Below are 25968 nucleotides of genomic sequence, written 5' to 3' on the forward strand. Positions count from 1 at the left end.
GGGTGGTGGCGAAGCGGTTGACCAGTACGTATCTGCCCGGTCGCCGCAGCCGTGACTGGATCAAGGTCAAGAACCTGCACGCCGACGGCTCCTGAGGGGACTGCCGCTCGCTCGCGGTCACCGTCCGTGCGTCCGGAGTCACGGTCCGAGGGCGATGGCGGTGCGGGCGAGTTCGGCGGTGCCTGTGGATGTCGAGCCTGGCGCGGATGCGGCGGAGGCAGGCGTCGACGGTGTCACGGGACGACGGGGGCCTTGCCGGCCGTCCGGGGGCGGGGGACGCCGTCGACCGCCGTGCAGATGCCGTAGACCCGGCCGTGGCCGGTCCAGCCGTTGACGTGGCCCCGGTTGTTGCTGATCTGCACCCGCTTCCTGGCCGGATCCACCGCGGATACCAGGTGCAGGTACACCGTGCCCGCGACGCGGGCGAGGACGATGTCGCCGACCTCGAGCTTCGCGGGGTCGACCGGGGCCACCGTCACCTGCTGACGGCTGCGCACCAAGGGGACCATCGACGATCCGCTGGGCCGGAACTCGACCGTCGCCCCGCCGGCCACCCTGCCCGCCACCGCGTCAAGCGCTCCCATGGGGCGATCGTGACGCATCCCGCCCGGCCCGCCAAGCCATTATCGCCGGGGTCCACCTGACGGCCCGTCCGCGGTGGAACGGGCGGCGCGGCGGTAGTGGGCGGCCACGCCGGGCTGGCCCGTGTAGTTCGGTCCCGCGTCCGGGTCGGCCCCGACGTAGCGCAGCGGGAGCCGGACGGTGCGCGGTCCGAGGAGGGTGAGGCGGTGGTGGCGGGCGCTGTAGGCGAAGCCTGCGGCCCGCAGGGCGGCCAGGACGGAGCGCCCGGCGGGGCCGCCGTCCGCCCAGCGGATCGCGGCGGGGTCGAGGTGGGCGACGAGCAGACCGCCGGGCCTGAGCCAGCCGGCGGCGCGGGCGAGCAGTCCGAGCCGGTCCCCGACGTAGTGGAGGCCGTGGACGCAGGTGATCAGGTCGTGCGGCGCGGCCGGCTCCCATGCCGTCACCGACGCGGTGACCAGTTCCACCGTGGGCGGCAGGGGTGCGGCCGCCAGGGGTCCCACCAGGTCCACCCCGGTCAGCCGCGCCGCCGCCGGCAGGCGGCCCGCGGCCTCCCGCAGGGCCAGCCCCTCCCCGCTGCACAGGTCCAGCCAGCGGGGTCCGGGGGCGCGGGCCAGCAGGTGGTCGACCGGGTCGAAGCCGAGTTCCCGCACGTAGCTGTTGGTGCCGGCCAGGCCTCGCTCGCGGTTCATGGTGTTGTTGGCGACGACGTCGGTGAGTTCGAGCCGGTGGTCGGGCAGCAGTGCGTCGGGCGAGGTCATCGGGCCATTCTCGGTGCCGATGCGCCTGCCGGCCAGGCCGGTTGGGGGATGGTGACGGCGAACTCTAATGTGCATCTCAGATGCAAATTTAGGTTAGGGTGGGGGCATGGACCTTCACCGCACCAGACGTCGTCCCCCGCGCCGCACCGCCCGGCGCCGCCCCGAGCGGAGCGCCCGGTGAACGCCGGCGCCGTGCTGGCGCAGGTGGCCGCGGTCTTCGTGTGGCTGGGGATGGTGCTCGGGATCTCGTTCCTCGAGGCCCCCCTCAAGTTCCGCGCCGAGGGCATCACCGTGCCCCTGGGCCTGGGCATCGGGCGGATCGTCTTCCGCGCGCTGAACCGCGTCGAGGCCGTGCTGGCCGCGATCGCCGCAGTGGCGGTGGCCCGGGAGGTGCCGGGGCCCGTCGCGCTGGGCCTGGGCGCGGGAGCGATCGCCCTGCTCCTGGCCCAACTCCTCTTTGTCCGGCCCTCGTTGAACCGGCGAACCGCCGCCGTCCTCGCCGGGGAGACCGGCCCGCGCAGCCGGGCCCATCTGCGGTACGTCGCGCTCGAGGTGGTCAAGGCGCTGTGCCTGGCCGGATGCGGCGCCGCCCTCGTCCTGGAGCGGCTGTGAGCGCGCCGGGGCCCGTCGCCGCACAGGACGGCACGGGTCGCGACCTCGTGGACCGCGCGGACGTCGAACGCCTGGTGACCGCCTTCTACCGCCGGGCCTTCGCCGACCCCCTGATCGGGCCGGTCTTCACCGAGGTGGCCCGGATGGACCTCGACGCGCACATGCCGATCATGTGCGACTTCTGGGAGTCGGTGCTGTTCGCCGCCGCCCGCTACCGGCGCAACGCGCTGGCCCCGCACCAGGCCCTGCACCGCATGACCCCGCTGGGCCCCGAGCACTTCGGTCGCTGGCTGGCCCTGTGGGGCACGACGGTCGACGAGCTCTTCCGGGGCGAGAAGGCCGAACTCGCCAAGCTGCAGGCCGGGCGCATCGGCGGGTCCCTCCAGCGCCGTCTGGCGGGCCGCGCAGCGAGCGAGTACGTCACGATCCGCCGCCGGGAGGGCGGGGAGGGCCTCTGAGGGCGCGCGTCGCCCGGTCCGGGCCGGTAGGGGCATTGCGTCTCGGTCCCCGAGGAACCGGAGGCATGGGTGACGTCCGTCGAGGACCCTCCGCCCGAGCTCCGGGACGTCCCGCGCGAACGCGTCGGTGAGCACCCCCGAGGCGGCCGCGGTACCCCGGCCGGCGGGGGCCGCCCGGCACGGGAGACACCGTCCGGTCGAGCCCGGCAAGCGCCGGCTCGGGCGTCCGCCGCCGGGGAGGCTTTCAGCGGGTGACGACGACCTTGCCGATGCTCCGGCCCGACTCCAGCATCGCGTGGGCCCGTCGCAGCCCCGCGGCCGAGAAGTCCTCGATGGTCGTGGTGACGGTGCTGCGGATGCGGCCGTCGTCCACCAGGGCCGCGATCTTCTGCAGCAGGTTCTTGTGCTCGATCATGTCGGGGGTCCGGAACGTCGGCCGGGTGAACATCAACTCCCAGTGCCACGCGATGCTCTTCGCCTTGAGCGGCAGCAGGTCGAGCCCCTCGGGCTCGTCGATCGCCGTGATGTGCCCGCCCGGGCGCATGATCCGGGCGTAGGTGTCGACGTTCCCCGCGGAGTGCGGGGAGAGCAGGTAGTCCACGCCGTCCGGCGCCGCCGCGGCGGCGGTCGCGGCGAGGTCGTGGTGGTCGACCACGGCGTCGGCCCCGAGCCCGGTGACCCATTGGCTGCTCTCGGGGCGGCCGGCCGAGGCCAGCACCCGCAGGCCGGTCAGCTGCTTCGCCAGCTGGATGAGGATCGAGCCCACACCCCCGGCGCCGCCCAGGGCCAGCAGGGTGCCGGTCGACCTGCCGTCGAGCGCGAACCGCTCGAACAGGGTTTCCCAGGCGGTGATGCCGGTCAGCGGCAGGGCGGCGGCCTCAGCGAAGCCCAGGCTGCGCGGCTTGCGGGCCACCAGGCGCTCGTCGACGACCTGGAACTCGGCGTTGCTGCCCGCACGGGTGATGTCCCCCGCGTACCAGACCTCGTCCCCCACCTGAAGGGTGGTCGCCTCGCCGCCCACCGCCTCGACGACGCCCGCGGCGTCGAAGCCGAGGACGCGGGGCGGGTCGGAGGCCGGCAGACCGGCGCGGACCTTGATGTCCACGGGGTTGACGGACACGGCCCGCACCCGCACGAGCACGTCGCGCGGTTCGGGCTCCGGCAGCGGGACCTCGACGTCGACGAGACTCTCCGGATCGTCCACGGGCAGGCCCCGGTAGGAGGCGACGGCCCGCATCGTCCGTTCGGTCATGGCCGGAGGCTCCCTCGCTGCGCTGACGGGTCCAGGCCAGCCTGGCACGCGGGACCGCACCCGGCAGCGGCGGCCGGGCCATCCGGGTGCCGCCGCGGGGGCGCCGTCCGGCGGCCGGGATGCGGGGCGGGGCCGGACGGGTCATCCTGACGAAATGCAACGTCGCGTCATCGTGATGCCGCCATCGACGAGCGGCGGCCGGCGCGTCCGTGTGGACGGCGTAATCCTGGGGATCGCGTACCACCTCCGCGACGTCCAGGAGTTCCCGCGGCGCGCCGGCCTCGATCCCGACACCGTCGACCTCGCCGACCCGGACGTCGTCGAACGGAGCGGTGCCGGCCCCGGCGTGTGGACGTGACGACGCCGGACGTGACGACGCCGCTGCCGCCCTGAAGCGGCCGCCGGCTACGCGGACTTCTCGTACCGCGCGGCGCACCAGTCGACCAGGACCAGGCCGAACTCCCGCATGAGGGCGGCCAGTCCCGGGACGTCCCGCACCGTCGCCCGCGAGGCCGGCAGCAGGCCCAGGGCGACGACCCGGTCGCCGGAACAGCGTCCGTACACCGCGACCGGACCGACCCGGGCGGCGAACGAGTCGGCGACCCGTCCCTGGCCCTCCCGGAGTGCCACGCCCGCGAACTCGTGCGAAACCGGGAGCAGTTCGAACAGCCGCCGACGGGTGAGTGCCCCGGTCAGCGGCTCCGCCGGGGACTCCCGCAGGTGGAGTGCGTCGAACACCCGGACGGCCGATCCGTCCTCGCCGACGGTCCGTGCGTGGTCGCGCAGGATCCGCGCGATGTCCGCGAGTTGGGCCTCGACCTGAGCGATGCAGCGGCGTTCCACCAGTTCGGTCTGGCGCCAGTCGTCCTCGTGGATCTCAAGGTCGTCCGCGGCGCCGTCCGAGGGTGTCAGCGGGGGCAGGTCCGCGCAGAGGGTCGGCAGGGTGTACGCGACCTGGCGGGGGTCGACCGTCCGCAGCCGCCGGAGCGTGAGGACGAGCCGGCCCGCGGCCAGGAAGGCCGTGCGGTCGGCCGGTTGGGCCCGGACGACCTCCCACACGGCCCCGCCGAGGTCGAGCCGCGTCTCGGGCGTGAAGGTCTCCGGGAGTTGTCCGGCGGGCAGTTCGGAGCGGCCGAACGGCTGTCCGTCCGCCGCGTCGACCAGCGTCACGTCGATCAGGCCGTCGTCAGGCATGGGCGCATGCTATCGGCGAGGCCAGGAGGCCCTGACCGGGGTCCTGGCGGAGCGGTTGTCCGCATGTGAATGTCATGGCCACGTAATCTTCATCCGCACCCCTCTACCCGCATAGACCATGGGCCGCCATCCTGATCGGCGAACCCCCCACGAGAGGACGCCCCATGGGAACGGTGACCAAGACGCTGGCCGCAGCCGCCACCGCCGCGCTGTGCGCACTGACGACGCAGCCCGCGCACGCCGCGGTGCCGCCCGAGCACGCGGTCATCGTGTGCCAGAGCGCGAGTTTCTACGCCAACTACGACAGCGCTTCCGGCCCCCGCGGACTGATCCGCGTCCTGGGCTACGGCAACAAGGTGGGCCACACCCGCGGCGCGCACCCCGTCTACAACGGCTGGGCGGCCACCTTCGACTTCGGCAAGGGCGACTGGGGTTACGTCCGCAACGAATGCCTCGGCGGCTACGGCTCCTGGTGACCCCCCTCCCGCACCGGCACCCCCCACCACCACAGGAAGGACCCACCCGCATGCCCGCACCCCGGATGCTCCACGCCGCCACCGCCGTCGCGGCCCTGACCGCCGCCGTACTGGCCACCGCCGCCCCCGCCCGGGCCGCCGACGGGACGATCGGCCGGCGTGAGACCGTCTGCGCCCAGGACCTGTACGTGCGCACCGCCCCGCTCGGCGCCTGGACGGGCACCCTCTACAAGGGCCAGACCTTCACCGTCGAGAGCAAGCAGGGCGCCTGGGCCTACGGGTTCGCCTACGGCGACATCAACCGCCGCGGCTGGGTCCAGGACGGCTGGTTCTGCTGACGCACCCGCACGCACCCGCACGGACCCGTACGTACACGCACGGACCCGTGGCGCGCCCCTTCGGCGGACGGCGCGGGGCGCGCCGGGTCCGGGCCGCCGTCCGGCCGGGCGGATGTGGCACGGTGGGGCGCAGCCCCGAAGATCACCGCGAAGGAGTTCCCGTGTCCAAGCCCCCGCTTCCCCCGGCCGCGATCGAGATGCTGAAGAAGCCCAACCCGGCCGTGATCACGACGCTGCGGGCCGACGGCCAGCCGGTGTCCACGGCCACCTGGTACCTGTGGGACGACGGCCGGGTGCTGGTCAACATGGACGGCGGCCGCAAGCGCCTGGACCACATCCGCCACGACCCCCGGGTCACCCTCACGGTCCTGGACGAGGGGAACTGGTACACCCACGTCACCCTGATCGGGCGGGTCGCCGAACTGCGCGAGGACACCGACCTCGCCGGCATCGACCGGCTGGCCCAGCAGTACCTGGGCCGCGCCTACCCGCAGCGCGACCGCGAGCGCGTCAGCGGCCTGATCGAGATCGAGCGGTGGCACGGCTGGGGGACGCTCAAGGACAGCGGCCAGCCGGGCTGACCGCACGGCGGGGTCAGCCCTCGTACGGCTCGGCCGGCGCCCGCACCGGCCGGGCACGGCTCACGTCCAGGAACGGGACGGGACCGTCGTTGACCGGGTCCTCGGCCCGGCGCGGGGTGTAGGTCCCGGTCACCTCCAGCCAGGCGTCCGGCTGCAGGACGGGCGGCACCTGCCCGGTCATTCCGATCTTGACCGGGCGGGCGTCGGCGGCGCAGCAGTTCAGCACCATCCGGGTCAGGTAGGGGGTGCCGTCGCGGGCGACGCTGACGAATCCGGTGAGGGTGATGCGGCGGCCGGTGAGGGAACGTCCGTGGTCGTAGACCGCGCGGCCCGCGTAGTCGGCGGTCTCCATCCGCAGCGGGTCGCCCGCGGGCAGGGTGGGGAAACCGAAGGGACGGGGGACCGACGTGCCGCTCCGGGCGGCGGAGTAGGACCCCAGGGCCGGCGGGGCGACCAGGACCAGCGCGACCAGCGGCAGCACCAGCAGCCACGCGACCACGGGCTCGCGGTGCGGGTGGGGATGCGGGTGCTGGTCCTCGGCATCGTGGCCGTCCTCCCGCGCGTCTTCCGGCCGCCCGTCCTCCCGCCGCCCGTCCTCCTGCCCCGGATCGCCGCGGCGGGGCCGGCGCAGCTCGTACCAGACGGTCGCCAGGGCCGCGACGACCAGCACGGCACCGGCCGCCAGCAGCAGCGGCTGCAGCCCGGCCTTGACGTACCGCAGGTAGAGGTCGCTGAGCCCGGCGTGCAGCAGGGCCACCCCCGTCAGCAGCAGCACGGCGGCCTGCGCCTCCCGGTTCACCTGCTTTCTCCCTGGATACCCGGGCATTCGGGCTGGGGAAGGTTGGATCCTTGGGTCCGAGTCGCGAAGCGGCGGAGTTGGCTGCGCATCTGTTCTGACCTGCACTCTCTTTCCTTGTCAGCGGGGGCTGTTAGGTTCCGGGGCGTGACGTCCACAGTGATGGCCGAGCAGGGGTGCGGGCATGCCCGGTACACCTATCGGCTGCGTGTGTCGTCGTCGGCGTGTGCCCGTTTGGAGGCGGAGTGGGCGCGTTGTCGGTGGGTGTGGAATGAGTGTGTGGCGGTGTCCCGCAAGGTCCACGGCCTGAACAAGACCGACGGGCAGAAGATCACGTGCGGTCCCGCGCAGCTGGACAGGATGCTGACCGAGGCGCGACGGTCGATGGCGTGGCTGCGGGAGGGTAGTTCGGTGCCGCAGCAGCAGGTCATCCGGGATTTCGCCAAGTCCCGGACCAAAGCGATCAAGGACATCGCGGCGCGGCTGCCGATGCGGCAGCGGGCGGGGATGCCCCGCATCAAGCGCAAGCGCGAGGCCGCGCCGACGCTGAACTACACCGCCCGGGGTTTTCGGCTGAAGGACGGACGTCTGCACCTGGCCGGTGGCATCGTTCTGACGGTGGTGTGGTCCCGCGATTTGCCCGCGGTCCCCACGTCGGTACGCGTGTACCGGGACAGCCTCGGTCACTGGTACGCCTCGTTCGTCGTGGCCACCGCCCTTGAGTCGCTGCCCGCCACAGGCGCAGTGATTGGTATCGACTGGGGCGTCCGTGAGACCGCGACCACCACCAGCGACGCCCACGACCTGCCCCATGCCCAGCACGGCAGGAGTGCCGCGGCGAAACTGGCCCGCTACCAGAAGATGATGGCCCGTCGGCGTACCCCGAGGAACATGCCCGACACCGGCGGCTACCGCAAGGCCCGCCGGGCCGCCGCGAAGGTGTCCAGGAAGATCGCCCGTCGGCGGCAGGACACCGCCCGCAAGTGGGCCAAGCGCGTCGTTCGCGACCACGACGTCATCGCGGTGGAGGACTTCCGGCCGAAGTTCCTCAGCCGGACCACCATGGCCCGCAAGGCGGCGGACGCGGCGATCGGCGTCACGAAGACGGCTCTGATCGAGATGGGCCGCAAGCACGGGCGGGACGTCCGCCTGGTGCATCCCGCGCACACCACCATGGACTGCGCGTCGTGCGGAGTGAGAACCAAGCACGCACTTCCTCTTTCGGAACGTACCTATACCTGCACCGCGTGCGGACTCGTCTGCCCCAGGGACAAGAACTCCGCACGCGTGATGCTGGTCCGGGCTGGTCTCAACCCGGCTGGTGCCGATCGTGTAAGCGCTGGAGGACCGCTGGTCCCCAGCCCACGTGAGCCAGGAATCCCCGCCCATTAAGGCGAGGAGGATGTCAAAGCAGCACCGCCCCGGTCACGCAGCCCAGGACGACGGCGACCGCGAAGGTGGCGGGCGCGAACCGCACCGCGAAGGCGCGTCCGAAGGTGCCCGCCTGCAGCGCGAAGAGCTTCAGGTCGATCATCGGCCCCACGACGAGGAACACCAGCCGGGCGGTGAGGGAGAACTGCGACAGGGACGCCGCGACGAACGCGTCGGCCTCCGAACAGATCGACAGCACCACCGCGAGCACCGCCAGCGCGAGCACCGACACCACCGGGTTGCCCGACGCGAGGCGCAGGACGTCCTCCGGCACGAAGGACTTGAGCGTGGCCGCAGCCATCGCCCCGACGACCAGGAACCCGCCGGCGTGCATGACGTCGTGCCGCACCGAACCCCAGAACGCGGCTCCCCTGCCCCGCCCTTCGGCCGACGGGTGGTGCCCCGCGGGCCGCAGCAGACCGGGACGCCCCAGACGCTGCCAGAGCCAGCCCATGACGCACGCGACCAGCAGTCCTGCGACGAAGCGGGCGACCACCATGCGCGGCTCGTTCGGGAAGGCGACGGCCGTGGCGGTCAGCACCACCGGGTTGATCGCCGGCGCGGACAGCAGGAACGTCAGCGCCGCCGCCGGGGCGACCCCCCGCCGTACCATCGCCCCCGCGACCGGCACCGACGCGCACTCGCACCCCGGCAGGACCGCCCCCGCGACCCCCGCCACCGGCACCGCCACCGCGGCGCGGCGCGGCAGCGCCCGCGCGAAGAACGACGGCGGGACGCACACCGCGAGCACCGCCGAGAGCAGGACGCCCAGCACCAGGAACGGCAGCGCCTGCACCACCACCGCGACGAACACGGTCGTCCAGCTCTGCATCACCGGCGCGGACAGCGCCCGCCGCACCGGCCCCTGCATCGTCAGGGCGGCGAGCAGCAGCAGCGTCAGCACCAGCGGCGAGCTGACCCGCCACCGCTCCTCCGGGTCCGGCGGCCCGGCGTCCTGCCGCGCGGTCCCGGCGGGGGCCGGGGCCTCCTTGGTGACGGTCACGGGCGTACTACCTCCGGCGCGAGGGGGCTGGGGACTCCACCCTCAGTACGCCGCCGCCCCGCCCGAAGTCTCACGCCGTACCCGGCCTTTGCGCACCCTTGGCCCAAGCCGGGCCCGGAGATGACCATGGACACGGCCCGCTCCGACAGAGTGGAGCCCACCGTGCGCGCGGCGGGTACGGGACGGGGGCCGGGGGGCGTCATGAAGACGGGTCTCATCGCGCACGCGGGCGCGGCGATGGTGCTGAGCGGGGTGTGCCTGGTGCCGGCGCTCGGCACGTTCCTGCCCGGCACCTGGCTGCCCCGGCACAGCAGCCTGGTGCCGGGCGTCGTCTGTGCGGCGCTGTTCCCCCTGTTCGCCGGCGCGGTCGTCCGGGCCATCGCCCTGGCCACCCACGGAGTGCGCCTACAGGGCAATCCTCTGCGGCCGGTTCAGAGGACGCGCTGCCCCTTGCCCAGGGCGATGACGCCGTTCGCGGAGGCGTGGTAGAGCTCGCGGTCGCGTTCGGGGTTGACGCCGACCGTGGCGCCCGCGGGCACGACGACGTTCTTGTCGAGGATGGCACGGCGCACGACCGCACCCCGCCCGACGCGGACGTTGTCGTGCAGCACCGACCCCTGCACCACCGCGCCCTCCTCGACCACCACCCCCGGCGACAGCACCGACTGCGTGACCTGCCCGGAGATGATGCAGCCCGGGCTGACCATCGACTCGCCCGCGATCCCGCCGGCCACGAACTTCGCCGGGGGCAGCCGCAACGAGTGCGTGTACAACGGCCACTGGTCGTTGTAGAGGTTGAAGACCGGGTGGACCGAGATCAGGTCCTGGTGGGAGTCGTAGTACGCGTCCAGGGTGCCCACGTCCCGCCAGTAGCCGTGGTCGCGGGCCGTCTCGCCGGGCACGTGGTTGTCGTCGAAGTCGTAGACCTGCACCTGCCCCTTGGCCGTGAGCAGCGGGATGATGCTGCCGCCCATGTCGTGCACCGACGCGTCGTCCTCGGCGTCCTGGGCCAGCGCGTCCAGCAGCACCTTGGTGGTGAACACGTAGTTGCCCATCGAGGCGTACACCCGGTCGGGGTCGCCGGGCAGGCCCGGCGGATCGGCGGGCTTCTCCAGGAACCGCTCCACCCGCACCCCGCCAGGACCCGGGGTGATGATCCCGAACGAGGAGGCCTGGTCGCGCGGGACGCGGATGCCCGCCACCGTGGCGCCCGCACCCGCCTCGATGTGCTGGCGCAGCATCTGCCGGGGATCCATGCGGTACACATGGTCGGCACCGAACACGACGATGTAGTCGGGCTGTTCGTCGTACACCAGGTTCAGCGACTGGTAGATCGCGTCGGCGCTGCCGAGGAACCACCGCGGGCCCAGCCGCTGCTGCGCCGGGACGGGGGTGACGTAGTTGCCCAGCAGGTTCGACATCCGCCAGGTCGTGGTGATGTGCCGGTCCAGGGAGTGCGACTTGTACTGCGTCAGCACGCAGATGCGCATGATGTCGCCGTTGACGAGGTTGGACAGGACGAAGTCCACCAGCCGGTAGGCGCCGCCGAACGGCACGGCCGGTTTGGCGCGGTCGGCGGTCAGCGGCATCAGCCGCTTGCCCTCCCCGCCCGCGAGCACGATTCCGAGCACCGAAGGTCCGCCGCGCATCACTGCCCCCTTTGCCGCTACCGCCCTTGCGACCTGCAGATCTCCTCGTACACGCCCACGGTGCGGCGGGCCACCGCGTCCCAGCCGAACTCCGCCACCGCGCGCTCGCGGCCCGCCGTCCCCATGCGCGCCGCCGCCCCCGGATCGCCGGCGAGCGCGCCGACCGCCGCGGCGAGTCCCGCCTCGAACGCCTCCGGGTCCTTCTCCTCGTACGGCACGAGGAGCCCGGTGACGCCGTCCGCCACCACCTCCGGGATCCCGCCCACCGCGGACGCGACCACCGGGGTGCCGCACGCCATCGCCTCCAGGTTCACGATGCCCAGCGGCTCGTACACCGAGGGACACACGAACACCGCGGCGTGCGTGAGTAGTTGCACCACCTCGGACCGCGGCAGCATCTGCGGGATCCAGACCACCCCGCCGCGCACCGCCCGCAGTTCCTCCACCAGCTCACGGAACTCCCGGTCGATCGCGGGGGTGTCGGGCGCCCCGGCGCACAGCACGATCTGCAGGCCCGGATCGATCCGCCGGGCCGCCCGCAGCAGGTGCGGCACCCCCTTCTGCCGTGTGATCCGCCCGACGAACAGGGCGTACGGGCGGCCCGGGTCGACGCCGTGTGCGCGGAGCGCCGCGGTGGACGCGTCCGGCCGGTACAGACGGGTGTCGATGCCGTTGTGGACGACGTGCACCCGTGCCGGGTCGAGCGCGGGGTAGCTCCGCAGGATGTCCGCGCGCATCCCGTGCGAGACGGCGATGACGCCGTCCGCGGCCTCGACCGCCGTCCGCTCCGCCCAGCTCGAGAGCGCGTACCCGCCGCCGAGCTGCTCCGCCTTCCAGGGACGCAGCGGTTCGAGGGAATGTGCGGTCATCACGTGCGGCACGCCGTACAGCAGTTTGGCCAGGTGCCCGGCGAGGTTGGCGTACCAGGTGTGGGAGTGCACGAGGTCCCGGCCGGCCAGTGCGGCGGCCATCGACAGGTCGACCGACAGGCTGCGCAACGCCTCGTTGGCGTCGCCGAGTTCCGCGGCGGCGGCATGCCGGGTGACGTCCGGCCCGCCCTCCCGGTCGTCCGCGGCGCCCTGCCCCTGCGCGCCGGCCCAGCAGTGCACCTGAAGGTCCGTCAACTCCCGCAGTTCACGGGCCAGGAACTCCACGTGCACACCGGCCCCGCCGTACACGTACGGCGGGTACTCCCGCGTGAGCAGTGCCACCTTCACGGGCGCCTCCCCGGGTCCCGTCGCCGTGTAGGGACATCCATGCCCCGTGGAACGGTGTTCGATCCGTCTTCCCCGCCTTTCGCCGCGTGATGCCCCGCCCGGAATTCCCTCGACTTCGCCGCCCGCTCCGTGAATCGTGATGCGCATGCGACAGGACGAGATCTGGGGCGCGGAAACCGCCGGCAGCTACGACACCCCCGGCACCGGCATGTTCGCCCCGGAGGTACTGGATCCGGTCGTGGACCGGCTCGCCGAACTCGCCGACGGCGGACGGGCGCTCGAGTTCGCCGTCGGTACCGGCCGTGTGGCCGTGCCGCTCGCGGCGCGGGGCGTGCCGGTCAGCGGCATCGAGCTCTCACGGCCGATGATCGACCGGCTGCGCACCAAGGCGGACGAGGCGACGATCCCGGTCGTCATCGGCGACATGTCCACCGCCCGCGCCCCGGGCACCTTCCGGCTCGTCTACCTGGTCTACAACACCATCGCCAACCTGCTCACCCAGACCGAGCAGGTCGCCTGCTTCCGCAACGCCGCCCGTCATCTCGCACCGGGCGGGCGCTTCGTGATCGAACTGTGGGTCCCCGAGCTGCGCAAGCTGCCACCCGGCCAGCAGGCCGTGGTCTGGCACTCCGAGTCCGGCTCCATGGGTGTGGACACCTACGACGTCCTGCGGCAGCGGGTCGTCTCGCACCACTTCCGCTTCCGCGACGGCGAGCGCACGAGCCTGTTCCGCACCCCGCACCGCTACGTCTGGCCCTCCGAGCTCGACCTCATGGCCCAGCTCGGGGGATTCGACCTGGAGTCCCGCCACGCCGACTGGCGCGGCGCGGAGTTCACCGCCGAGTCCCGCTCGCACGTCTCCGTCTACCGGCTGCCCGCCGCCGAGGGGTGAGCGGGGTTCCTAGTCCTCCTCGCCGCTCAGGGCGCCCGCGGCGGTGAGGGGGGCGGGTTCCGGTGCGGGGGCAGGGTCGGGGGCGGCGGCCGGGGGGACGGGCCGGGCTTCCGCGGCGCGCTTGGCGGTGGCGCGGGTCAAGGAGACCGTCGGGGGAGCGGAGGGCGGGGCGAGGGAGCGCGCGAGGTCGCGGTCGAGGCGGCGGAGCTGGGACTGCATGTGGCCGGTCAGACGGCTGCGGTAGGCGTCCTCGAAGGTGCGGAGGTCGTCGACCTTGCGCTGGAGGGCGGTACGGGCGGAGGCCAGGTCGACCATCGCCTGGCGGTGCTTCTCCTGGGCCTCGTGCTCGAGGGCCTGGGCGCGCTCGCGGGAGTCGCGGCGCAGGTTCTCGGCCTGGCCGAGTGCCTCGCCGACGATCTTGTGGGCCTCGGCGCGGGCCTCGGAGACGGCCTGTTCGGCGGTGCGCTCGGCCAGGGCGAGCAGTCGGGCCGTGCTGTCGACGGCGAACCCGGGCTGCCTCCCGGCGGTCCCGTCGTCGGCCTCCTCGGTGTCCGCGGGCTCCGCCGGTCCCGCCGGCCCGGAGGCCCGGGCGACGAGCACCGGGGCGGGCTCCGGTTCCGGCGCCACTTCGGGTTCGGGCGCGGCCTGGGGCTCGACCTGGGGCTCGGGCTCGGCCTCGGCCTCGGGCTCCGGCGCCGACGCCACCTCGAGTTCGGGCTCCTCCGGCTGCCGGGTGGCCGCTGCCTCGGCGGCGGAGAGCTGGGCGCGCAGGTCCTGGTTGGTCCTCAGCAGCCGGGTCAGCTCGGCCTGGACCTGGTCCAGGAAGTCGTCGACCTCGCGCTCGTCGTAGGCCTCACGGAGGCGGACGGTGGTGAACTGCTTCGTGCGCACGTTCTCGGGGGTAATCGGCGTCTGTGCCATCTGCTCACCTCGAGGTGTTCGTCGACAAGTCCTGACCGCATCCGTCAACTCCAGCTTGGGCGGCGGGCCGGGCCGGGGCAGCCCGGGAACACCGCGCGTGCGCGGTGCGGGCGGTGTCACCAGCGCCGATCGTGGGACCAGGGCGAGCGGCGTGGAGGGCGCAACTACGGGCGGCGCAGTGGCAACTGTGATCATCCGTGTTGTCACGGCGCCCGCAGACAGCGTGGATTTCCCCGCGCGCCCGGCGAAAGGGCCGGACGGGTGAATACCGGCCCCCAAGGCCCCGGTACGGGCGGCGCCGGGAGACCCCGGGCGGGGGCCGGGGAGTGATTCCTCCCCCGGGGATGGACCGGAAGGCGTACGCCGGGGCGGGCACGGAGGCGGGCCGAACCCCGTCGCACCGCGCGCCCGACCGGGGGCCCCGGCCGGTGACCGGGCGCTCGCCCGGCTACCGCCGGGTGGTGCCTGCACCGCCCGTGGCGCGGGCCCCACGGTTCCCCCAGCTGTGGTGCATCGCAAGGCGGAGGAGCGTCCTCATCGTGGGCGGCGTCCTCCGGGCCGGGGGCCGGAACCGCGTCGCTCCGCGCGCCCGACCGGGGGACCCCGGCCGGTGGCCGGGCGCCGCGGGCCCGGCGCTAGGCTCACGGCGTCGTCGTACCGGCTGGTCGCGGGCGCCGGGGCCGCCGGGCGCCTGTACGGCCCGGCCCACCAGCGAAGGGAACGCCATGACGCAGCCCGTCATCATCGGAAGCGAGCGCAGCGAGGTCGGCCTGCCGGCCGGGATGGACGTCCTGCGGCGCGGCGGGACGGCGCTGGACGCCGTGGAGGCGGCGATGCGCCGCTGCGAGGACAACCTCACCGACCACTACGTCGGAACGGGCGGGCTGCCCAACGCGCAGGGCGTCGTCGAACTGGACGCGTCGGTGATGACGGGCTCGGACCGCAGGTTCGGCGCGGTCGGCGCGCTGCGCGGGTTCCCGAACCCGATATCGGTGGCGCGCGCCGTGATGGAGCGGCTGCCGCAGCACTGCCTGCTGGTGGGGGAGGGCGCGGCGCTCTTCGCGCGGGAGAACGGGTTCGAGGGCGCCGAGCTGCTGACCGACGCGTCGCGGGCCATGTGGCGCGAGCAGCTGCTGACCGCCGCCGAGGCGGTCGAGGGGGAGAACACCCCGGCCGTGGACGGTGACCACCGCTACCGGCGGGCGGCGCTGGAGCTGGTGCGGCGGATGGCGCCGCACGAGGGGCCGTGGGGGACGATCAACATCGTCGCGCTGGACGCGCACGGCGAGATGTGCGTGGGCGTCTCGACCTCCGGCTACCCCTTCAAGTACCCGGGACGGGTGGGGGACTCCGCCGTCCCGGGGGCGGGCAACTGGTGCGACCTGCGCGGTGGCGGGGCGGCCTGCACCGGCCGCGGCGAGCTGAGCCTGCGCGGTGGCACGGCCCGTACGGTGGTCGACCTGCTGGCGCTGGGCAAGGAGCCCGCCGACGCGTGCCGGATCGCCCTGGAGGAGGCGGCGGGCCTGCCCGACGAGTACCGTTCCGAACTGCGGGCGCTGGCACTGACCCCGGACGGGCGGCACGGCGGCGCCGCCGGCCAGGAGGGCAGCGTCTACGCCGTGATGACCGACGCCTCCACCGAGCCGGAGCTCCGCCCGCGCATGCTGGTCTGAGGGCCGCCCGGGCCCGCGGCTGCGGCCGTGCCTGGGTCGTGTCGTCAAACGCCCCCCCTGCTCAGCGACGCTCCCCCAGCTTGCTGAGCCCGCCCTCCGGGCGATGGGGGCACCTCCCAGCGCCAGCTGGGGGAGCTCGTTTGACGACACGACCTAGGGCTGGGGCGCGATCAGCTCGCCGCTGGTCGCGTCCCGGAGGGTGATCGCCTCCACCGGGCAGGACTCGGCCGCGTCGACCAGGAGCTCGTCCGGCTCGGCGGTCGGGTGCCGGGGGCAGGACTTGCGGTCGCGGAGCTCGAAGTGCTCGGGGGCGATGCCGGCGCAGGAGCCGGTGCCGATGCAGGTGTTCCGGTCCACCTCGATCTGCCAGGTCATGGCGGGTGTCCTTCGCTGTCGTCGGAAGCCTTGCGATGTCGTCGGGCGGCGCCGGTCGCCGTCAGGCCCCGTCCCAGGTGACCGGCATCCGTTCGGGCCCGCGCAGGGCGACGCCGGACTTCCACACGACGCTCTCCTCGGGTCCGGCGAGGCGCAACCCGGGCAGCCTGTCCAGTAGGGTGCTCAGGGCCACCTGCAGTTCCATCCGGGCCAGTTGGGCGCCCAGGCAGTGGTGCGGTCCGTGCCCGAAGCCGACGTGGGAAGCCTCCTGGCGCAGCAGGTCGAGCCGGTCGGGGTCGGTGTAGACGGCTTCGTCGCGGTTGGCCGACACGGGGCAGACCACCACCGCCTCACCGGCGCGTACGGTGCCGCCGCTGAGTTCGACGTCGTCCAGCGCGTAACGGGGCATGCCCGCGCCGTTGCCCAGGGGGACGTAGCGCATCAATTCCTCGACGGCGCCGGGCACGAGGCCGGGGTCGGCGCGCAGCGCCGCGAGCTGCCCGGGGTGGGTGAGCAGCGTGTAGACGAAGTTGGGGATCTGCGAGGCCGTGGTCTCGTGGCCCGCGACGAGCAGGGAGACCGCCAGGACCTGCAGTTCCCGCTCCGAGAGCCGTTCGCCGTTGTCGCGGGCGTCGACCAGTGCGCCCAGGAGGTCCTCGTGCGGCGCGGCGCGGCGTTCCGCGATCAGCCCGGCCATGTAGGCCATCAGGGCGTCCGTGTGGTCCTGGACCTCCCGCGGGGTGTACTTGGTGGTCGACAGCAGCGCGTCGGACCAGGTGCGGAAGTCCGCGCGGTCGGCCAGGGGGACGCCGAGCAGTTCGCAGATGACGGTGACGGGCAGCGGCAGGGCGAAGTCCGCGACGAGGTCGGCGGGCGCGCCGCGGGCGGCCATGCCGTCGGCGAGTCCGGCCGCGATCCGCTCGGTGCGGGGCCGCAGGCGCTCGATGTGGCGGGCGGTGAAGGCCTTGGCCACGATCCGCCGCAGCCGGGTGTGGTCCGGTGGGTCGAGGTCGAGGATGCTGCCGCGCAGGCCACGGTGCGGCCGCAGGCGCGGCTCGTCGCGGTGGACGGCCTCGGCCCGGCTGAACCGGGGGTCGCCCAGGACGGTGCGCACGTCCTCGTACCGGGTGACCAGCCAGGCGGCCTCCCCGTAGGGGAACCGGACCCGGCACAGCGGCTCGTCCTTGCGCAGTCCGGCGAAGGCCGGGTCGACGGTCAGCCGGTCGGCTTCGGTGAAGGGGTACTTCCGGGGCTCGGTCGCTGCCATGGCGCTTGCCTCCAGGGGACTCGAGGGTGGGGCGGGGTCCTCACGACGGCCCGCGCGGACGGCGCTGCGCCGCGGGCCGGCCGCCGAGGGCGGGGCGCAGCAGGTGGCACAGGTCGTCGGTGAGGAGGTCCAGCGGGTCGTCGGTGTCGACCGGAAGGCCGCCGGCGATCCAGGCGGTGAGGAACGAGCCCGTCTGGAGCACCGCCATCAGGGCGCGCTGCCGTGCCTGCGCGGGGGTGACGCCCCGCCAGCGCCGGGGTCCGGCGGTCAGCAGGGCCACATAGCGCTCGTACGCCGCCAGGTAGCGGTCGCGGGCACTGCCCTCGTCCCCGGCCGCCGACGGGGTGGCCGCCAGCAGTACGCGGATGGTCGGCGCGAGCGCCCGCCAGCTCGCCGCGGCCTGTTCCAGCCACGCGCGGACGGCGTCGTGCGTCCACTCGGGGACGGCGGCCAGTTCGGCGTACAGCGCGTCGGTGACCTGGTACACCCGGTCCGTCAGGGCGGCGATCACCTCCGCCTTGCCGCGGAAGTGGGCGTACACCGTGGCCCGGGTGACGCCCGCAGCGCGGGCGATGTCCTCCATGGTGGCGGCGACGAAGGACTTGGCGGCGAAGACCTCGACCGCGCCGTCCAGGACCCGGTTGCGGGTCAGGTCACGTTGCTCGGTGCGCAGGCTCACCCGCGGTGCGCCCACCGCGGTCGCGGAACCGGCACCGGCCGGCCGACGACGTTCCATAGGGAAAGCCTACAAAACAGACCGAGTCTGTACATTTTGTGTACGGCGGCGACGCAGGGCGTACGGCGGCACAGGGTGCACCGCCGTGGTGGGCCCGTCGCGGGCCGTCAGCCCTGGTTGCGGGGGTGGGCGCGGGCGGTGCGTTCGTTGCCGTGCTTGTAGTTGCCGGTCCAGCGGGCCATGACCAGCTGGGCGTCGCCGCGCTCCACCTCCTCCAGGAAGCGATCCGCGCGTTCCCCGCGCAGGACGGCGGCGGTGTGCGCGCCATGCGTGACGACCACGGTGCCGTCGCCGCGCCGGCGGTAGGAGAATCCGAGAGGTCGGGGCATGGCGGCGAGCGTAGGACCGTTCCGGGCCCGCGCGACAGCGATTTACGGGGCGTCGCGGGTCACGACGCGCGGCGAGCGCACGGCCAGGGCGGCGATGTCGTCGTCCAGCCGCCCGCCGCTGTAGTGCAGCAGCTCCCGGTGCAGCCGGTCCAGCAGTTCGCGGGGCGCCACCGGGGCCTGGCGCCGCAGCCAGTCCGGCAGCGGGAAGAACGCCCCGGCCCGGTCGCGGGTCTCGGTGACGCCGTCGGTGTAGAGCAGCAACTGGTCGCCGGCGGCGAAGGCGTGGGTGTCCACGGCGTAGGCGTCGCCGACGAGGTCGGCGAGGTTCAGCGGCGGGGAGGCGGCGCTGGGCTCCAGTACCCGGATGCGGCCGGCGTGCACGACGATCGGCGCGGGATGCCCGCAGTTCAGCAGCCGCAGGCGGCCGCCTCCGTGCGGGATCTCGGCGATGACGGCGGTGGCGAAGCGCTCCGGCAGGTCCTGGCCGGGGTAGCCGGAGCTGTGCCGCCCGATGCTGGTCTCCAGACGGTGGATGATGCCCCGCAGGTCCGGCTCGTCGTGCGCGGCCTCCCGGAAGCAGCTGATCAGCGCCGAGGCCGCGCCCACGGCGGACAGCCCCTTGCCGCGTACGTCGCCGATGAGCAGCCGCACCCCGTAGGGCGTGTCGGCCACCTCGTAGAAGTCGCCGCCGATGCGCGCCTGCTCCTGTGCGGCCAGGTACAGCGACTCGATCTCCATGCCCTGGATGTGCCGCGGCAGCGGCCGCAGCAGCACCGTCTGCGCTGCGTCGGCGACCAGCCGGGCGTGGAAGAGCGCCTCCTCGCGCTGGATCCGTACGTGGCTGGCGTACGCCGCCGCCAGGGTCACCGCGACGATGGCGGCCCCGGTGTACGGGGTGCCCAGGTCGGTGTAGACGAAGCTCAGGCCCACCATGACCAGCAGGCAGAACGCGCCCAGCAGCACCGTCGCCAGCACCGGCCACATCGCGGCGGCCAGGGCGGGCGCGACGGGCAGCAGGCGGCTGATCGCGATCTCGCGCGGGGTGGCGAACGCCAGGGCGGCGATGAGCACGGTCAGGATCACCGGGGCCGGCCGCCAGGTGAGCCGGCGGCCGTCCGGGCGGGCACGTCGGCGCCGCAGCCATCCGGACATGATCACGAAGCGCATCATACCGGCGTAAAAGGTGAGGAACGCTGCCCGTCGGGCCGGACGGACCAGCCGACCGCCCCGGGGCCGGGCCCCGGGGCGGTCGGAGGTCGTCAGGGGGCAGGACGCCGCCGGGCCGGGTCAGTGCCCGCCGCGGCGCCCCGGCAGGACCTGGATCGTGTCGCCGACGGCACGCTCACCGGTCGCGTCGGAGGGGACGTTGGCCAGGACGCCCTCGACCACCATCGCCGACGAGCCGCCGCCGTCGAGGTTGAGCGCCTGGACCGCGCCCAGCGACCGCATGAACCGGGCCGCCTCGCCGAGGGTGAAGCCCTCGCTCACCCCGGGCTGGCGCCCGTCCACCGTCACCAGCAGGAGCCGGCCCCGCCGGTCGATGCCGGCCATCGTCCGCGGCTGGCGCACGTTGGACCACGCGAAGCCGAAGGACAGGTCCAGCGGGTCCAGGGTGCCCTCTCCGGCGGCGTCGATGTGGACACGGCCGTCCTCGACCAGGGTGGGCGCCGCGCTCACGATGCTGTCACCGCGGCCGAGCCGGACCCGGCGCCCCTCGGCGTCCCGGACGACCTCGCTCAGGGCCAGCCGCTTGCCGGTCCTGGCGTGCTCGGTCAGCCAGGCGGCCGCCGTGCCCGTGCCCTGCAGCACCGTGCCGTCCTCGGGGACGGAGCCGCCGCGGGCGCCGGCCGAGAGCACCTTCCCGTGCGCGTCGAGCACGACCTGCGCACCGGCGCCCGTGGGCAGCGCCGCCCGGAACGCCGGCGTGAACTCCACCAGGTCGTCCGCCAGGGTGCAGGTCGTGTCGTGGCGCGGCTGCTCGGTCGGCACACCACCGGTCCGGCCGCAGTTGCGGACCTTGCCCGGCAGGCGGTTGATGCCCTGCACCGCGTGGCGGGCGGATCCCGCCCGCACGGTGACCGTGGTGGACAGGTCCGCGATCCGCGGCCGCCTGCCGCCGTCACCGAGGACCAGCGCCGCGCGCGAACCGACCGCCATCGACTCCAGCTTGCCGTCCACCGCGGAAAGACCCGCGACGGTGCCCTGGACGCCGTCGGCGTCCGAGGTGATGAAGAAGCCGCCGTTCACGCCGAGCAGCGACCCCAGCCGGCCGGCCACCGCGGAGGTCTTCTCCCGGTCGGCGACGTTGCCGCCGTCGCTGACCGCGACCGACCCGTTCAGCCGCGCCGGGTCCACCACGGCGACGTGGACGCGCTCGCCGTCGGCGGCCTGCCGCCCGTCGTAACCCGTCCACTCCGCGGTCGTACGGAAACCGGCGGCCGCGACCGCCGTGTTCGCGGTACCGGCCTCGGCCTGCGTGGCGTACCGGCCGACCCGGACCTGCCAGCCCATCACGCCGCGCGGAGTGTCGGCGTAGGTGTCCCACTCGACCGCCTCCAGCCGCGGCTCGAACCCGGCCCCCCGCAGCCGCGCCGCGGTGGCGTCGGCCCAGGCCCGGTCACCCAGCGGGGCCCACGTGGCGGCGCCCGTCAGGCGGTTGACGGCGGGGGCCTGCACGGTCACCGTCCACACACCCGCGGCCGACGGGTCCCGCAGCACCCCGCTGCGGACCTCCAGGCCGGGCGCCACCTGCTGCGTCGTCCACGTGATCCCGTGCGTACCGGAGGCGGCGGGCGACTGCGCGCCCGCGACGGCCGGCGGGACGACGGCGACCAGCGCCAGGGCGGCGGCGAACACCGCCCCCCTCCGCGCGGCCTGCCCCACCCGGCGCGCCTTCTCACGCGGTTCGGCGGCTGTGACGGACATACGCTCTCCTGACGTTCGGTTCCACCGGGCGGTACGTCGCCCCGCCCGGTCCTTGATCCGCCATCCCAGACCCGCACGGGGACGCGCGGCCCACCAGGCGACGGCCCCCCGGGGAACCCTCGATGACAACCGGACGCGATCGCGGCACGGTTGCCCGCGGCCGCGCCGCCGGGCCCACCCCGCCCGCGGCGGCACGGCGCGCGCCAGGTAAGAACGTGCCGTGACCTTCGCACCCTCCGTCCCCCGGCGGCCCTGATGCCCGCGCTCGACCCGGCGCAGTGGGCCGTGGCGCTGCTCGCCCTCTTCCTCGTCGGCTACTCCAAGACCGGGGTCTCCGGGGCGGGGACGGTGGGGGTGGCGCTCTTCGCGCTCGTGCTGCCGGCCAAGCTGTCCACCGGCGTGCTGCTGCCCCTGCTCCTCGTCGGCGACGCGGTGGCGGTGGCCGCCTACCGCCGGCACGCCGACTGGGGCCGGCTGGTGCGGCTCTTCCCGTGGGTGGTGGCCGGGGTGCTGCTCGGTGTGGTGGTCGTCGACCGGGTCGACGACACGCGGATGCGCGAACTCATCGGCGCGCTGCTGCTGTCGATGCTCGCCGTCCACTGGTGGAGCCGCCGCCGGGGCCCGGACGACCCGGTCGCCCAGCACCCGGCCGTCGCCGCGGGCGCCGGGATCCTTGCGGGGTTCGCCACGATGACGGCCAACGCGGCGGGCCCGATCATGTCCCTGTACTTCCTCGCCGTGGGGCTGCCGATGCTGGGCTTCCTCGGCACCAGCGCCTGGTTCTTCCTGCTGCTCAACGCCTTCAAGGTGCCCTTCAGCGTCGCCCTGGGGCTGATCACGCCCGGCACCCTGGCCTTCGGCGCGACGGCCGCCCCGGCGGTCCTCGCGGGGGCCGTCGCCGGCCGCGCGACGATCAGCCGCATCAGCCCGAAGGTCTTCGAGCGCGTCACGGTCGCCCTGACCCTGCTCGCGGCGATACGGCTCGTCACCCTCTGAGCCCCCGGGGCCGGCCGGGGCGTCCGCCGGGAGATCAGGCGCCCAGTATCCGGTGGGCCTCGGCCACCACGGCGGCGTCGATCTCGGCGGCCGTCCTGCCGGTGAACTCCAGGACGTGGTACTGGTCGTCGAGCCGGGCCAGGTCCTCCGCCAGCGGCAGCCCGTGTCCGAAGCGCCGGTGCATCCGGTACGCGAGTTCGCGGGGAGTCATCTCGCCGGCCGTCATCGCGGCGGCGAGAGCACGTGCGGCGTACTCCTCCGCGCCCTGACTTCCCAGCGGGTGGAACCTGAGACCCAGTTCGGACAGCGCGGCCGGAAGCACCTCCGGCACCCCGTAGTCGGCCTCCGCGCGCGTGAGGGCGGCCAGCCGGCGGAGCGCCGGACCGTCCAGTCCGGCCACCAGGGCGTCGCACGCCTCGATCACCACGCGGTACGCGGAAGCCCTGCCGAGACTCCACAGAGCGGCTTGGTCCTGCAGCTTTCCGGCGGCTTCTCCGGTCGACGTCACCGGGCCGTGGTCTCCCGCCGAAGGCGCCCCCGGCCAGGGATCATCACCGCGGCGGGCACACGCACGGCCGGTGCTCTCGGTGACCCCTCTCCCGGACAGCGGGCAGACTGGACGCCACACGAGGAGGGCACATGGGTTCCGACCAGCCGGTGTACCGGTTCCGGAGTGATGTCACACGCGAGGGCCCCCCGGACCCGCCGGACCCGCCGGCCGTGACGGAGGCGATCGGTCTTGCCCAGGCCGCCGGTGTCGCGAGCTCCTGGATCCGCAAGGGCATCGCCGGCAGGATCGAGGTACTCGACCGGCGACGCCTCGTCCTCGCGGTCTCACGGTTCGACGTCCGCATGCTCGATGAGCCGCGCGGGGAGACCACTTACCGGGTCCGGACCCTGGACAGGGAGCACGCCGTGATCCGCCTCGACCACGCCGCCCAGCTGCGCGACGCGTTGATCGTCGCCGACGAGCAGTTGCCCTTCCTGAGCGCGTCCGTCGTGGTGGAGATCAGCACAGGTCGCCGCGTCGTCGGCGTTTTGACCCGGGCGGACCTGGGCCGGGTGTGGCCCGGACGTGGCAGGCCTTCCGCCGTCTCCCGCCCGGACCGACCGGACGGGGAGCCGCCCCACCTCACTCCGTGACGATCGCGCTGATCAGCCGCCCGCAGCGCTCCGCCATCTCCTGCGCGGACTCGCCGGGGTGGTGGATCCACCAGGTGACCAGGGTGCTGACGGTGCCGGTCCACAGGTGCTTGAGCGCGTCGGCGTCCAGCGGGTCGCCGATCCCGCGGGCGGCCAGGAACTCCGCGCTGCCCGCGGCCGCCAGCCCGTCGATGACGGCGCGGTGGCGCTCGGCCTCCTCGCGCAGCGGACCCTCGGCGGGCAACGTCCGGTCGTACAGTACGAACCAGGCGTGGCGCCGCCCCTCGAGCGTGGTGAAGACGGCGCGCAGCACGGCCAGCGGGGTCCCCAGCGAGGTGACTCCCTGGGTGAGGGCGTCGGTGAGGGCGTGGGTCAGTGCGCCGGCGACCCGGTCCAGGGCGGCGGCGTACAGCGCGTCCTTGGACCCGAAGTACTGGTACAGCAGCGGCTTGGTGACCCCGACCCGCTCGGCGATCGCTGCCATCGACGCGCCCGCGTAGCCGCGGCGCCCGAACTCCTCGACGGCCGCGGTGAGCAGTTGCTCCTCACGTTCGGCGCGGGGCATGCCCTTCGTCCCGGCGGTACGGGTTCTCGCGCTCGCCACGTCCGTGATTGTAGGCAGCGAACTGACCTGAAGGTCAGTTGACCCCTCCCGCCGGATGTGACCCAGTGGTAATTTACCCGTCGGTCACATCGGTGAGCGAAGGGCGGGACACGCATGCGACGCGCGGGCACACGGTCGTGGTGGGGATGGGGCGCCGTCGAGCACGCGGTGCGGGGCGCCGAACGCGCCGCGCTGACCGACCGGGTGGCCGGACTGCTCCCGGACGCCGACCTGACCGTCCACCTCCCGCCGGACGTCGCGTCCCTCGACCTGCCGCCCGTGCAGGTCGCGCCGCCGCGGTCCCTGGCCCACCTGTGCTCCGCCACCCCGCACGACCGCGCCGCGCACACCCACGGCAAGGCCTTCCGGGACGTCGTCCGCAACCTCCACGGCGACCTGCGCCACGCCCCCGACCTGGTCGCCCGCCCCCGCACCGAGCGGGACGTCGTCGACCTCCTGGACTGGTGCACCCGCGAAGGGATCGCCGTCATCCCCTTCGGGGGCGGCAGTTCGGTCGTCGGCGGAGTGGAACCGCGCCTCGCCGACGGCCGTCCCGCGGTCACGCTCGACACGGGACACCTGGACCGCGTCCTGGAGGTCGATCCGGTGAGCCGCTCCGCCCGCATCCAGGCCGGAGTGCTCGGCCCGCACCTGGAGCGGCAACTGCGGCCCACCGGCCTGACGCTTCGTCACTTCCCTCAGTCCTTCGAGTACTCCACGCTCGGCGGCTGGCTGGCCACCCGGGCGGGCGGCCACTACGCCACCCTCCGCACCCACATCGACGACCTGACACAGGCCCTGCGCGTCGTGACGCCCTCCGGCACCAGCACGTCCAGGCGCGTGCCCGCCTCGGGCGCGGGACCGTCGCCCGACCGGATGTTCCTCGGCTCGGAGGGGACCCTCGGGGTCATCACCGAGGCCTGGATGCGGCTGCAGCGACGCCCCCGGTGGCGGGCCAACGCCTCCGTCCACTTCGCCGGCTTCACGGACGCGGTCGCCGCCACCCGCGCCCTCGCGCAGTCCGGGCTGCACCCGTCGAACTGCCGTCTGCTGGACCCCGCCGAGGCCCTCGTCAACGCGGGCGTCACCACGGGCGGCAGCGTCCTGATCCTCGCCTTCGAGTCCGCCGACCACCCGCTGGAACCCTGGATGGACCGGGCCCTGGAACTGTGCCGTGACCACGGCGGCCGGCTGCCCGAGCCGCCCCGCCACACCGACACGGGTGCGGACGGCGCCACCGACGCGGGCGGGGGAGCGGGGGCGGACCGCTCCTGGCGTTCGTCCTTCCTGCGCATGCCCTACCAGCGGGACGCCCTGGCCCAGCAGGCCCTGGTCGTCGAGACCTTCGAGACCGCCTGCACCTGGGACCGCTTCGAGGAGCTCCACGCGGCGGTCACCGCCGCCGCGAACGAGGCGATCCGCACCGTCTGCGGGACGGGCGTCGTCACCTGCCGGTTCAGCCACGTCCACCCCGACGGGCCCGCACCCTACTTCGGGGTCTACGCCGCGGGCCGCTGGGGCAGCACGGTCGCCCAGTGGGACGACGTCAAGGCCGCGGTCTCCCAGGCCGTCGCCGACCACGGCGGCACGATCACCCACCACCACGCGGTCGGCCGCGACCACCGCCCCTGGTACGACACGCAGCGCCCGGACCCCTTCGCCGCCGCCCTCGCCGCCGCCAAGTCCGCCCTCGACCCGGCCGGCATCCTCAACCCCGGCGTCCTGCTGCCGGCCGGCTGAACCGCGCCGCCGTCGCCCGG

General features: G+C 74.0%; 30 protein-coding genes. 13 read left to right on the plus strand and 17 right to left on the minus strand.

Annotated elements, in window-relative coordinates; genetic code table 11:
• Positions 1 to 233 precede the first annotated feature (233 nt).
• The gene (locus ACZ7MY_RS31370) at positions 234 to 584 is read right to left on the minus strand and encodes a S26 family signal peptidase (protein WP_499606664.1); all 351 of its coding nucleotides are present in this window, start codon (positions 582 to 584) and stop codon (positions 234 to 236) included.
• A gap of 39 nt (positions 585 to 623) precedes the next feature.
• Positions 624 to 1340: a class I SAM-dependent methyltransferase gene (locus ACZ7MY_RS31375; RefSeq protein ID WP_499606665.1), complete on the minus strand. Its 717-nt coding sequence runs from the start codon at positions 1338 to 1340 to the stop codon at positions 624 to 626.
• Positions 1341 to 1517: 177 nt separating this feature from the next.
• Between ACZ7MY_RS31375 and ACZ7MY_RS31380 the strand changes: the two genes are divergently transcribed.
• On the plus strand, positions 1518 to 1952 hold the full coding sequence (locus tag ACZ7MY_RS31380; protein ID WP_499606666.1) for a hypothetical protein: 435 nt from the start codon (positions 1518 to 1520) through the stop codon (positions 1950 to 1952).
• A complete protein-coding gene (locus ACZ7MY_RS31385) occupies positions 1949 to 2410 on the plus strand; it encodes a group III truncated hemoglobin (protein ID WP_499606667.1) in 462 nt (153 codons plus the stop codon). The genes ACZ7MY_RS31380 and ACZ7MY_RS31385 overlap by 4 nt, the downstream gene beginning before the upstream one ends.
• Before the next feature lie 244 nt (positions 2411 to 2654).
• Here ACZ7MY_RS31385 and ACZ7MY_RS31390 read toward each other — a convergent pair whose 3' ends face one another.
• Positions 2655 to 3662 carry a zinc-binding alcohol dehydrogenase family protein gene (locus tag ACZ7MY_RS31390; RefSeq protein WP_499606668.1) on the minus strand — a complete coding sequence of 336 codons (1008 nt, stop codon included), beginning with the start codon at positions 3660 to 3662 and terminating at the stop codon, positions 2655 to 2657.
• Between the two features lie 154 nt (positions 3663 to 3816).
• Between ACZ7MY_RS31390 and ACZ7MY_RS31395 the strand changes: the two genes are divergently transcribed.
• Positions 3817 to 4020 (plus strand): hypothetical protein, encoded by a 204-nt coding sequence (locus tag ACZ7MY_RS31395; protein WP_499606669.1) that lies wholly within the window; start codon positions 3817 to 3819, stop codon positions 4018 to 4020.
• Positions 4021 to 4067: 47 nt separating this feature from the next.
• On the opposite strand, the gene ACZ7MY_RS31400 is transcribed toward ACZ7MY_RS31395, so the two are convergent.
• Positions 4068 to 4856, minus strand: a complete 789-nt coding sequence (locus ACZ7MY_RS31400; protein WP_499606670.1) for a hypothetical protein — start codon at positions 4854 to 4856, stop codon at positions 4068 to 4070.
• 164 nt (positions 4857 to 5020) lie between these two features.
• Here ACZ7MY_RS31400 and ACZ7MY_RS31405 point away from each other — a divergent pair, with 164 nt between their 5' ends.
• The 3 genes from ACZ7MY_RS31405 (at position 5021) to ACZ7MY_RS31415 (ending at position 6251) form a co-directional block, all read left to right on the plus strand.
• Positions 5021 to 5332 carry a hypothetical protein gene (locus ACZ7MY_RS31405; protein WP_499606671.1) on the plus strand — a complete coding sequence of 104 codons (312 nt, stop codon included), beginning with the start codon at positions 5021 to 5023 and terminating at the stop codon, positions 5330 to 5332.
• A 50-nt stretch (positions 5333 to 5382) separates the two neighbouring features.
• Positions 5383 to 5670 (plus strand): hypothetical protein, encoded by a 288-nt coding sequence (locus tag ACZ7MY_RS31410; RefSeq protein WP_499606672.1) that lies wholly within the window; start codon positions 5383 to 5385, stop codon positions 5668 to 5670.
• A 161-nt stretch (positions 5671 to 5831) separates the two neighbouring features.
• Positions 5832 to 6251: a PPOX class F420-dependent oxidoreductase gene (locus ACZ7MY_RS31415; protein WP_499606673.1), complete on the plus strand. Its 420-nt coding sequence runs from the start codon at positions 5832 to 5834 to the stop codon at positions 6249 to 6251.
• A gap of 13 nt (positions 6252 to 6264) precedes the next feature.
• Here ACZ7MY_RS31415 and ACZ7MY_RS31420 read toward each other — a convergent pair whose 3' ends face one another.
• Positions 6265 to 7050, minus strand: coding sequence for a TIGR03943 family putative permease subunit (locus tag ACZ7MY_RS31420; protein WP_499606674.1), 786 nt, complete (start codon positions 7048 to 7050; stop codon positions 6265 to 6267).
• Between the two features lie 159 nt (positions 7051 to 7209).
• On the opposite strand from ACZ7MY_RS31420, the gene ACZ7MY_RS31425 reads away from it, so the two are divergent.
• Positions 7210 to 8439 (plus strand): RNA-guided endonuclease InsQ/TnpB family protein, encoded by a 1230-nt coding sequence (locus ACZ7MY_RS31425; RefSeq protein WP_499606838.1) that lies wholly within the window; start codon positions 7210 to 7212, stop codon positions 8437 to 8439.
• Positions 8440 to 8452: 13 nt separating this feature from the next.
• On the opposite strand, the gene ACZ7MY_RS31430 is transcribed toward ACZ7MY_RS31425, so the two are convergent.
• Positions 8453 to 9481 carry a permease gene (locus tag ACZ7MY_RS31430; protein WP_499606675.1) on the minus strand — a complete coding sequence of 343 codons (1029 nt, stop codon included), beginning with the start codon at positions 9479 to 9481 and terminating at the stop codon, positions 8453 to 8455.
• Positions 9482 to 9682: 201 nt separating this feature from the next.
• Here ACZ7MY_RS31430 and ACZ7MY_RS31435 point away from each other — a divergent pair, with 201 nt between their 5' ends.
• Positions 9683 to 9970, plus strand: coding sequence for a hypothetical protein (locus tag ACZ7MY_RS31435; protein WP_499606676.1), 288 nt, complete (start codon positions 9683 to 9685; stop codon positions 9968 to 9970).
• On the opposite strand, the gene glgC is transcribed toward ACZ7MY_RS31435, so the two are convergent.
• Positions 9913 to 11133: a glucose-1-phosphate adenylyltransferase gene (glgC, locus tag ACZ7MY_RS31440; RefSeq protein WP_499606677.1), complete on the minus strand. Its 1221-nt coding sequence runs from the start codon at positions 11131 to 11133 to the stop codon at positions 9913 to 9915. The genes ACZ7MY_RS31435 and glgC overlap by 58 nt on opposite strands.
• A gap of 14 nt (positions 11134 to 11147) precedes the next feature.
• Positions 11148 to 12347 carry a glycogen synthase gene (glgA, locus tag ACZ7MY_RS31445; RefSeq protein ID WP_499606678.1) on the minus strand — a complete coding sequence of 400 codons (1200 nt, stop codon included), beginning with the start codon at positions 12345 to 12347 and terminating at the stop codon, positions 11148 to 11150.
• A 145-nt stretch (positions 12348 to 12492) separates the two neighbouring features.
• Between glgA and ACZ7MY_RS31450 the strand changes: the two genes are divergently transcribed.
• Positions 12493 to 13239 (plus strand): class I SAM-dependent methyltransferase, encoded by a 747-nt coding sequence (locus tag ACZ7MY_RS31450; RefSeq protein WP_499606679.1) that lies wholly within the window; start codon positions 12493 to 12495, stop codon positions 13237 to 13239.
• A 9-nt stretch (positions 13240 to 13248) separates the two neighbouring features.
• Here ACZ7MY_RS31450 and ACZ7MY_RS31455 read toward each other — a convergent pair whose 3' ends face one another.
• On the minus strand, positions 13249 to 14160 hold the full coding sequence (locus ACZ7MY_RS31455; protein WP_499606680.1) for a DivIVA domain-containing protein: 912 nt from the start codon (positions 14158 to 14160) through the stop codon (positions 13249 to 13251).
• A 725-nt stretch (positions 14161 to 14885) separates the two neighbouring features.
• On the opposite strand from ACZ7MY_RS31455, the gene ACZ7MY_RS31460 reads away from it, so the two are divergent.
• Positions 14886 to 15833, plus strand: a complete 948-nt coding sequence (locus ACZ7MY_RS31460) for a glycosylasparaginase (protein WP_499606681.1) — start codon at positions 14886 to 14888, stop codon at positions 15831 to 15833.
• Between the two features lie 153 nt (positions 15834 to 15986).
• Here the strand turns inward: ACZ7MY_RS31460 and ACZ7MY_RS31465 are convergent, their stop codons facing one another.
• From ACZ7MY_RS31465 to ACZ7MY_RS31490, 6 genes are all read right to left on the minus strand, one after another.
• A complete protein-coding gene (locus tag ACZ7MY_RS31465; RefSeq protein ID WP_499606682.1) occupies positions 15987 to 16208 on the minus strand; it encodes a ferredoxin in 222 nt (73 codons plus the stop codon).
• 61 nt (positions 16209 to 16269) lie between these two features.
• Positions 16270 to 17475, minus strand: a complete 1206-nt coding sequence (locus ACZ7MY_RS31470; protein ID WP_499606683.1) for a cytochrome P450 — start codon at positions 17473 to 17475, stop codon at positions 16270 to 16272.
• A gap of 40 nt (positions 17476 to 17515) precedes the next feature.
• Positions 17516 to 18211: a TetR/AcrR family transcriptional regulator gene (locus tag ACZ7MY_RS31475; RefSeq protein WP_499606684.1), complete on the minus strand. Its 696-nt coding sequence runs from the start codon at positions 18209 to 18211 to the stop codon at positions 17516 to 17518.
• 107 nt (positions 18212 to 18318) lie between these two features.
• On the minus strand, positions 18319 to 18540 hold the full coding sequence (locus ACZ7MY_RS31480; RefSeq protein ID WP_499606685.1) for a hypothetical protein: 222 nt from the start codon (positions 18538 to 18540) through the stop codon (positions 18319 to 18321).
• A 42-nt stretch (positions 18541 to 18582) separates the two neighbouring features.
• The gene (locus ACZ7MY_RS31485; RefSeq protein ID WP_499606686.1) at positions 18583 to 19698 is read right to left on the minus strand and encodes a PP2C family protein-serine/threonine phosphatase; all 1116 of its coding nucleotides are present in this window, start codon (positions 19696 to 19698) and stop codon (positions 18583 to 18585) included.
• Positions 19699 to 19827: 129 nt separating this feature from the next.
• Entirely contained in the window at positions 19828 to 21465 is a 1638-nt protein-coding gene (locus ACZ7MY_RS31490) for a phosphodiester glycosidase family protein (RefSeq protein ID WP_499606687.1), read from the minus strand.
• A gap of 255 nt (positions 21466 to 21720) precedes the next feature.
• On the opposite strand from ACZ7MY_RS31490, the gene ACZ7MY_RS31495 reads away from it, so the two are divergent.
• A complete protein-coding gene (locus tag ACZ7MY_RS31495; protein WP_499606688.1) occupies positions 21721 to 22461 on the plus strand; it encodes a TSUP family transporter in 741 nt (246 codons plus the stop codon).
• Positions 22462 to 22495: 34 nt separating this feature from the next.
• Here the strand turns inward: ACZ7MY_RS31495 and ACZ7MY_RS31500 are convergent, their stop codons facing one another.
• Complete coding sequence (locus tag ACZ7MY_RS31500) at positions 22496 to 22969, minus strand: hypothetical protein (RefSeq protein WP_499606689.1); 474 nt, start codon at positions 22967 to 22969, stop codon at positions 22496 to 22498.
• A 131-nt stretch (positions 22970 to 23100) separates the two neighbouring features.
• Between ACZ7MY_RS31500 and ACZ7MY_RS31505 the strand changes: the two genes are divergently transcribed.
• Positions 23101 to 23604 carry a hypothetical protein gene (locus ACZ7MY_RS31505; protein WP_499606690.1) on the plus strand — a complete coding sequence of 168 codons (504 nt, stop codon included), beginning with the start codon at positions 23101 to 23103 and terminating at the stop codon, positions 23602 to 23604.
• Here the strand turns inward: ACZ7MY_RS31505 and ACZ7MY_RS31510 are convergent.
• The gene (locus ACZ7MY_RS31510; protein WP_499606691.1) at positions 23594 to 24208 is read right to left on the minus strand and encodes a TetR/AcrR family transcriptional regulator; all 615 of its coding nucleotides are present in this window, start codon (positions 24206 to 24208) and stop codon (positions 23594 to 23596) included. The genes ACZ7MY_RS31505 and ACZ7MY_RS31510 overlap by 11 nt on opposite strands.
• 114 nt (positions 24209 to 24322) lie before the next feature.
• Between ACZ7MY_RS31510 and ACZ7MY_RS31515 the strand changes: the two genes are divergently transcribed.
• A complete protein-coding gene (locus ACZ7MY_RS31515; protein WP_499606692.1) occupies positions 24323 to 25948 on the plus strand; it encodes an FAD-binding oxidoreductase in 1626 nt (541 codons plus the stop codon).
• The last annotated feature ends 20 nt before the right edge of the window (positions 25949 to 25968 follow it).

This window comes from Streptomyces sp. NPDC111520, assembly GCF_055635295.1.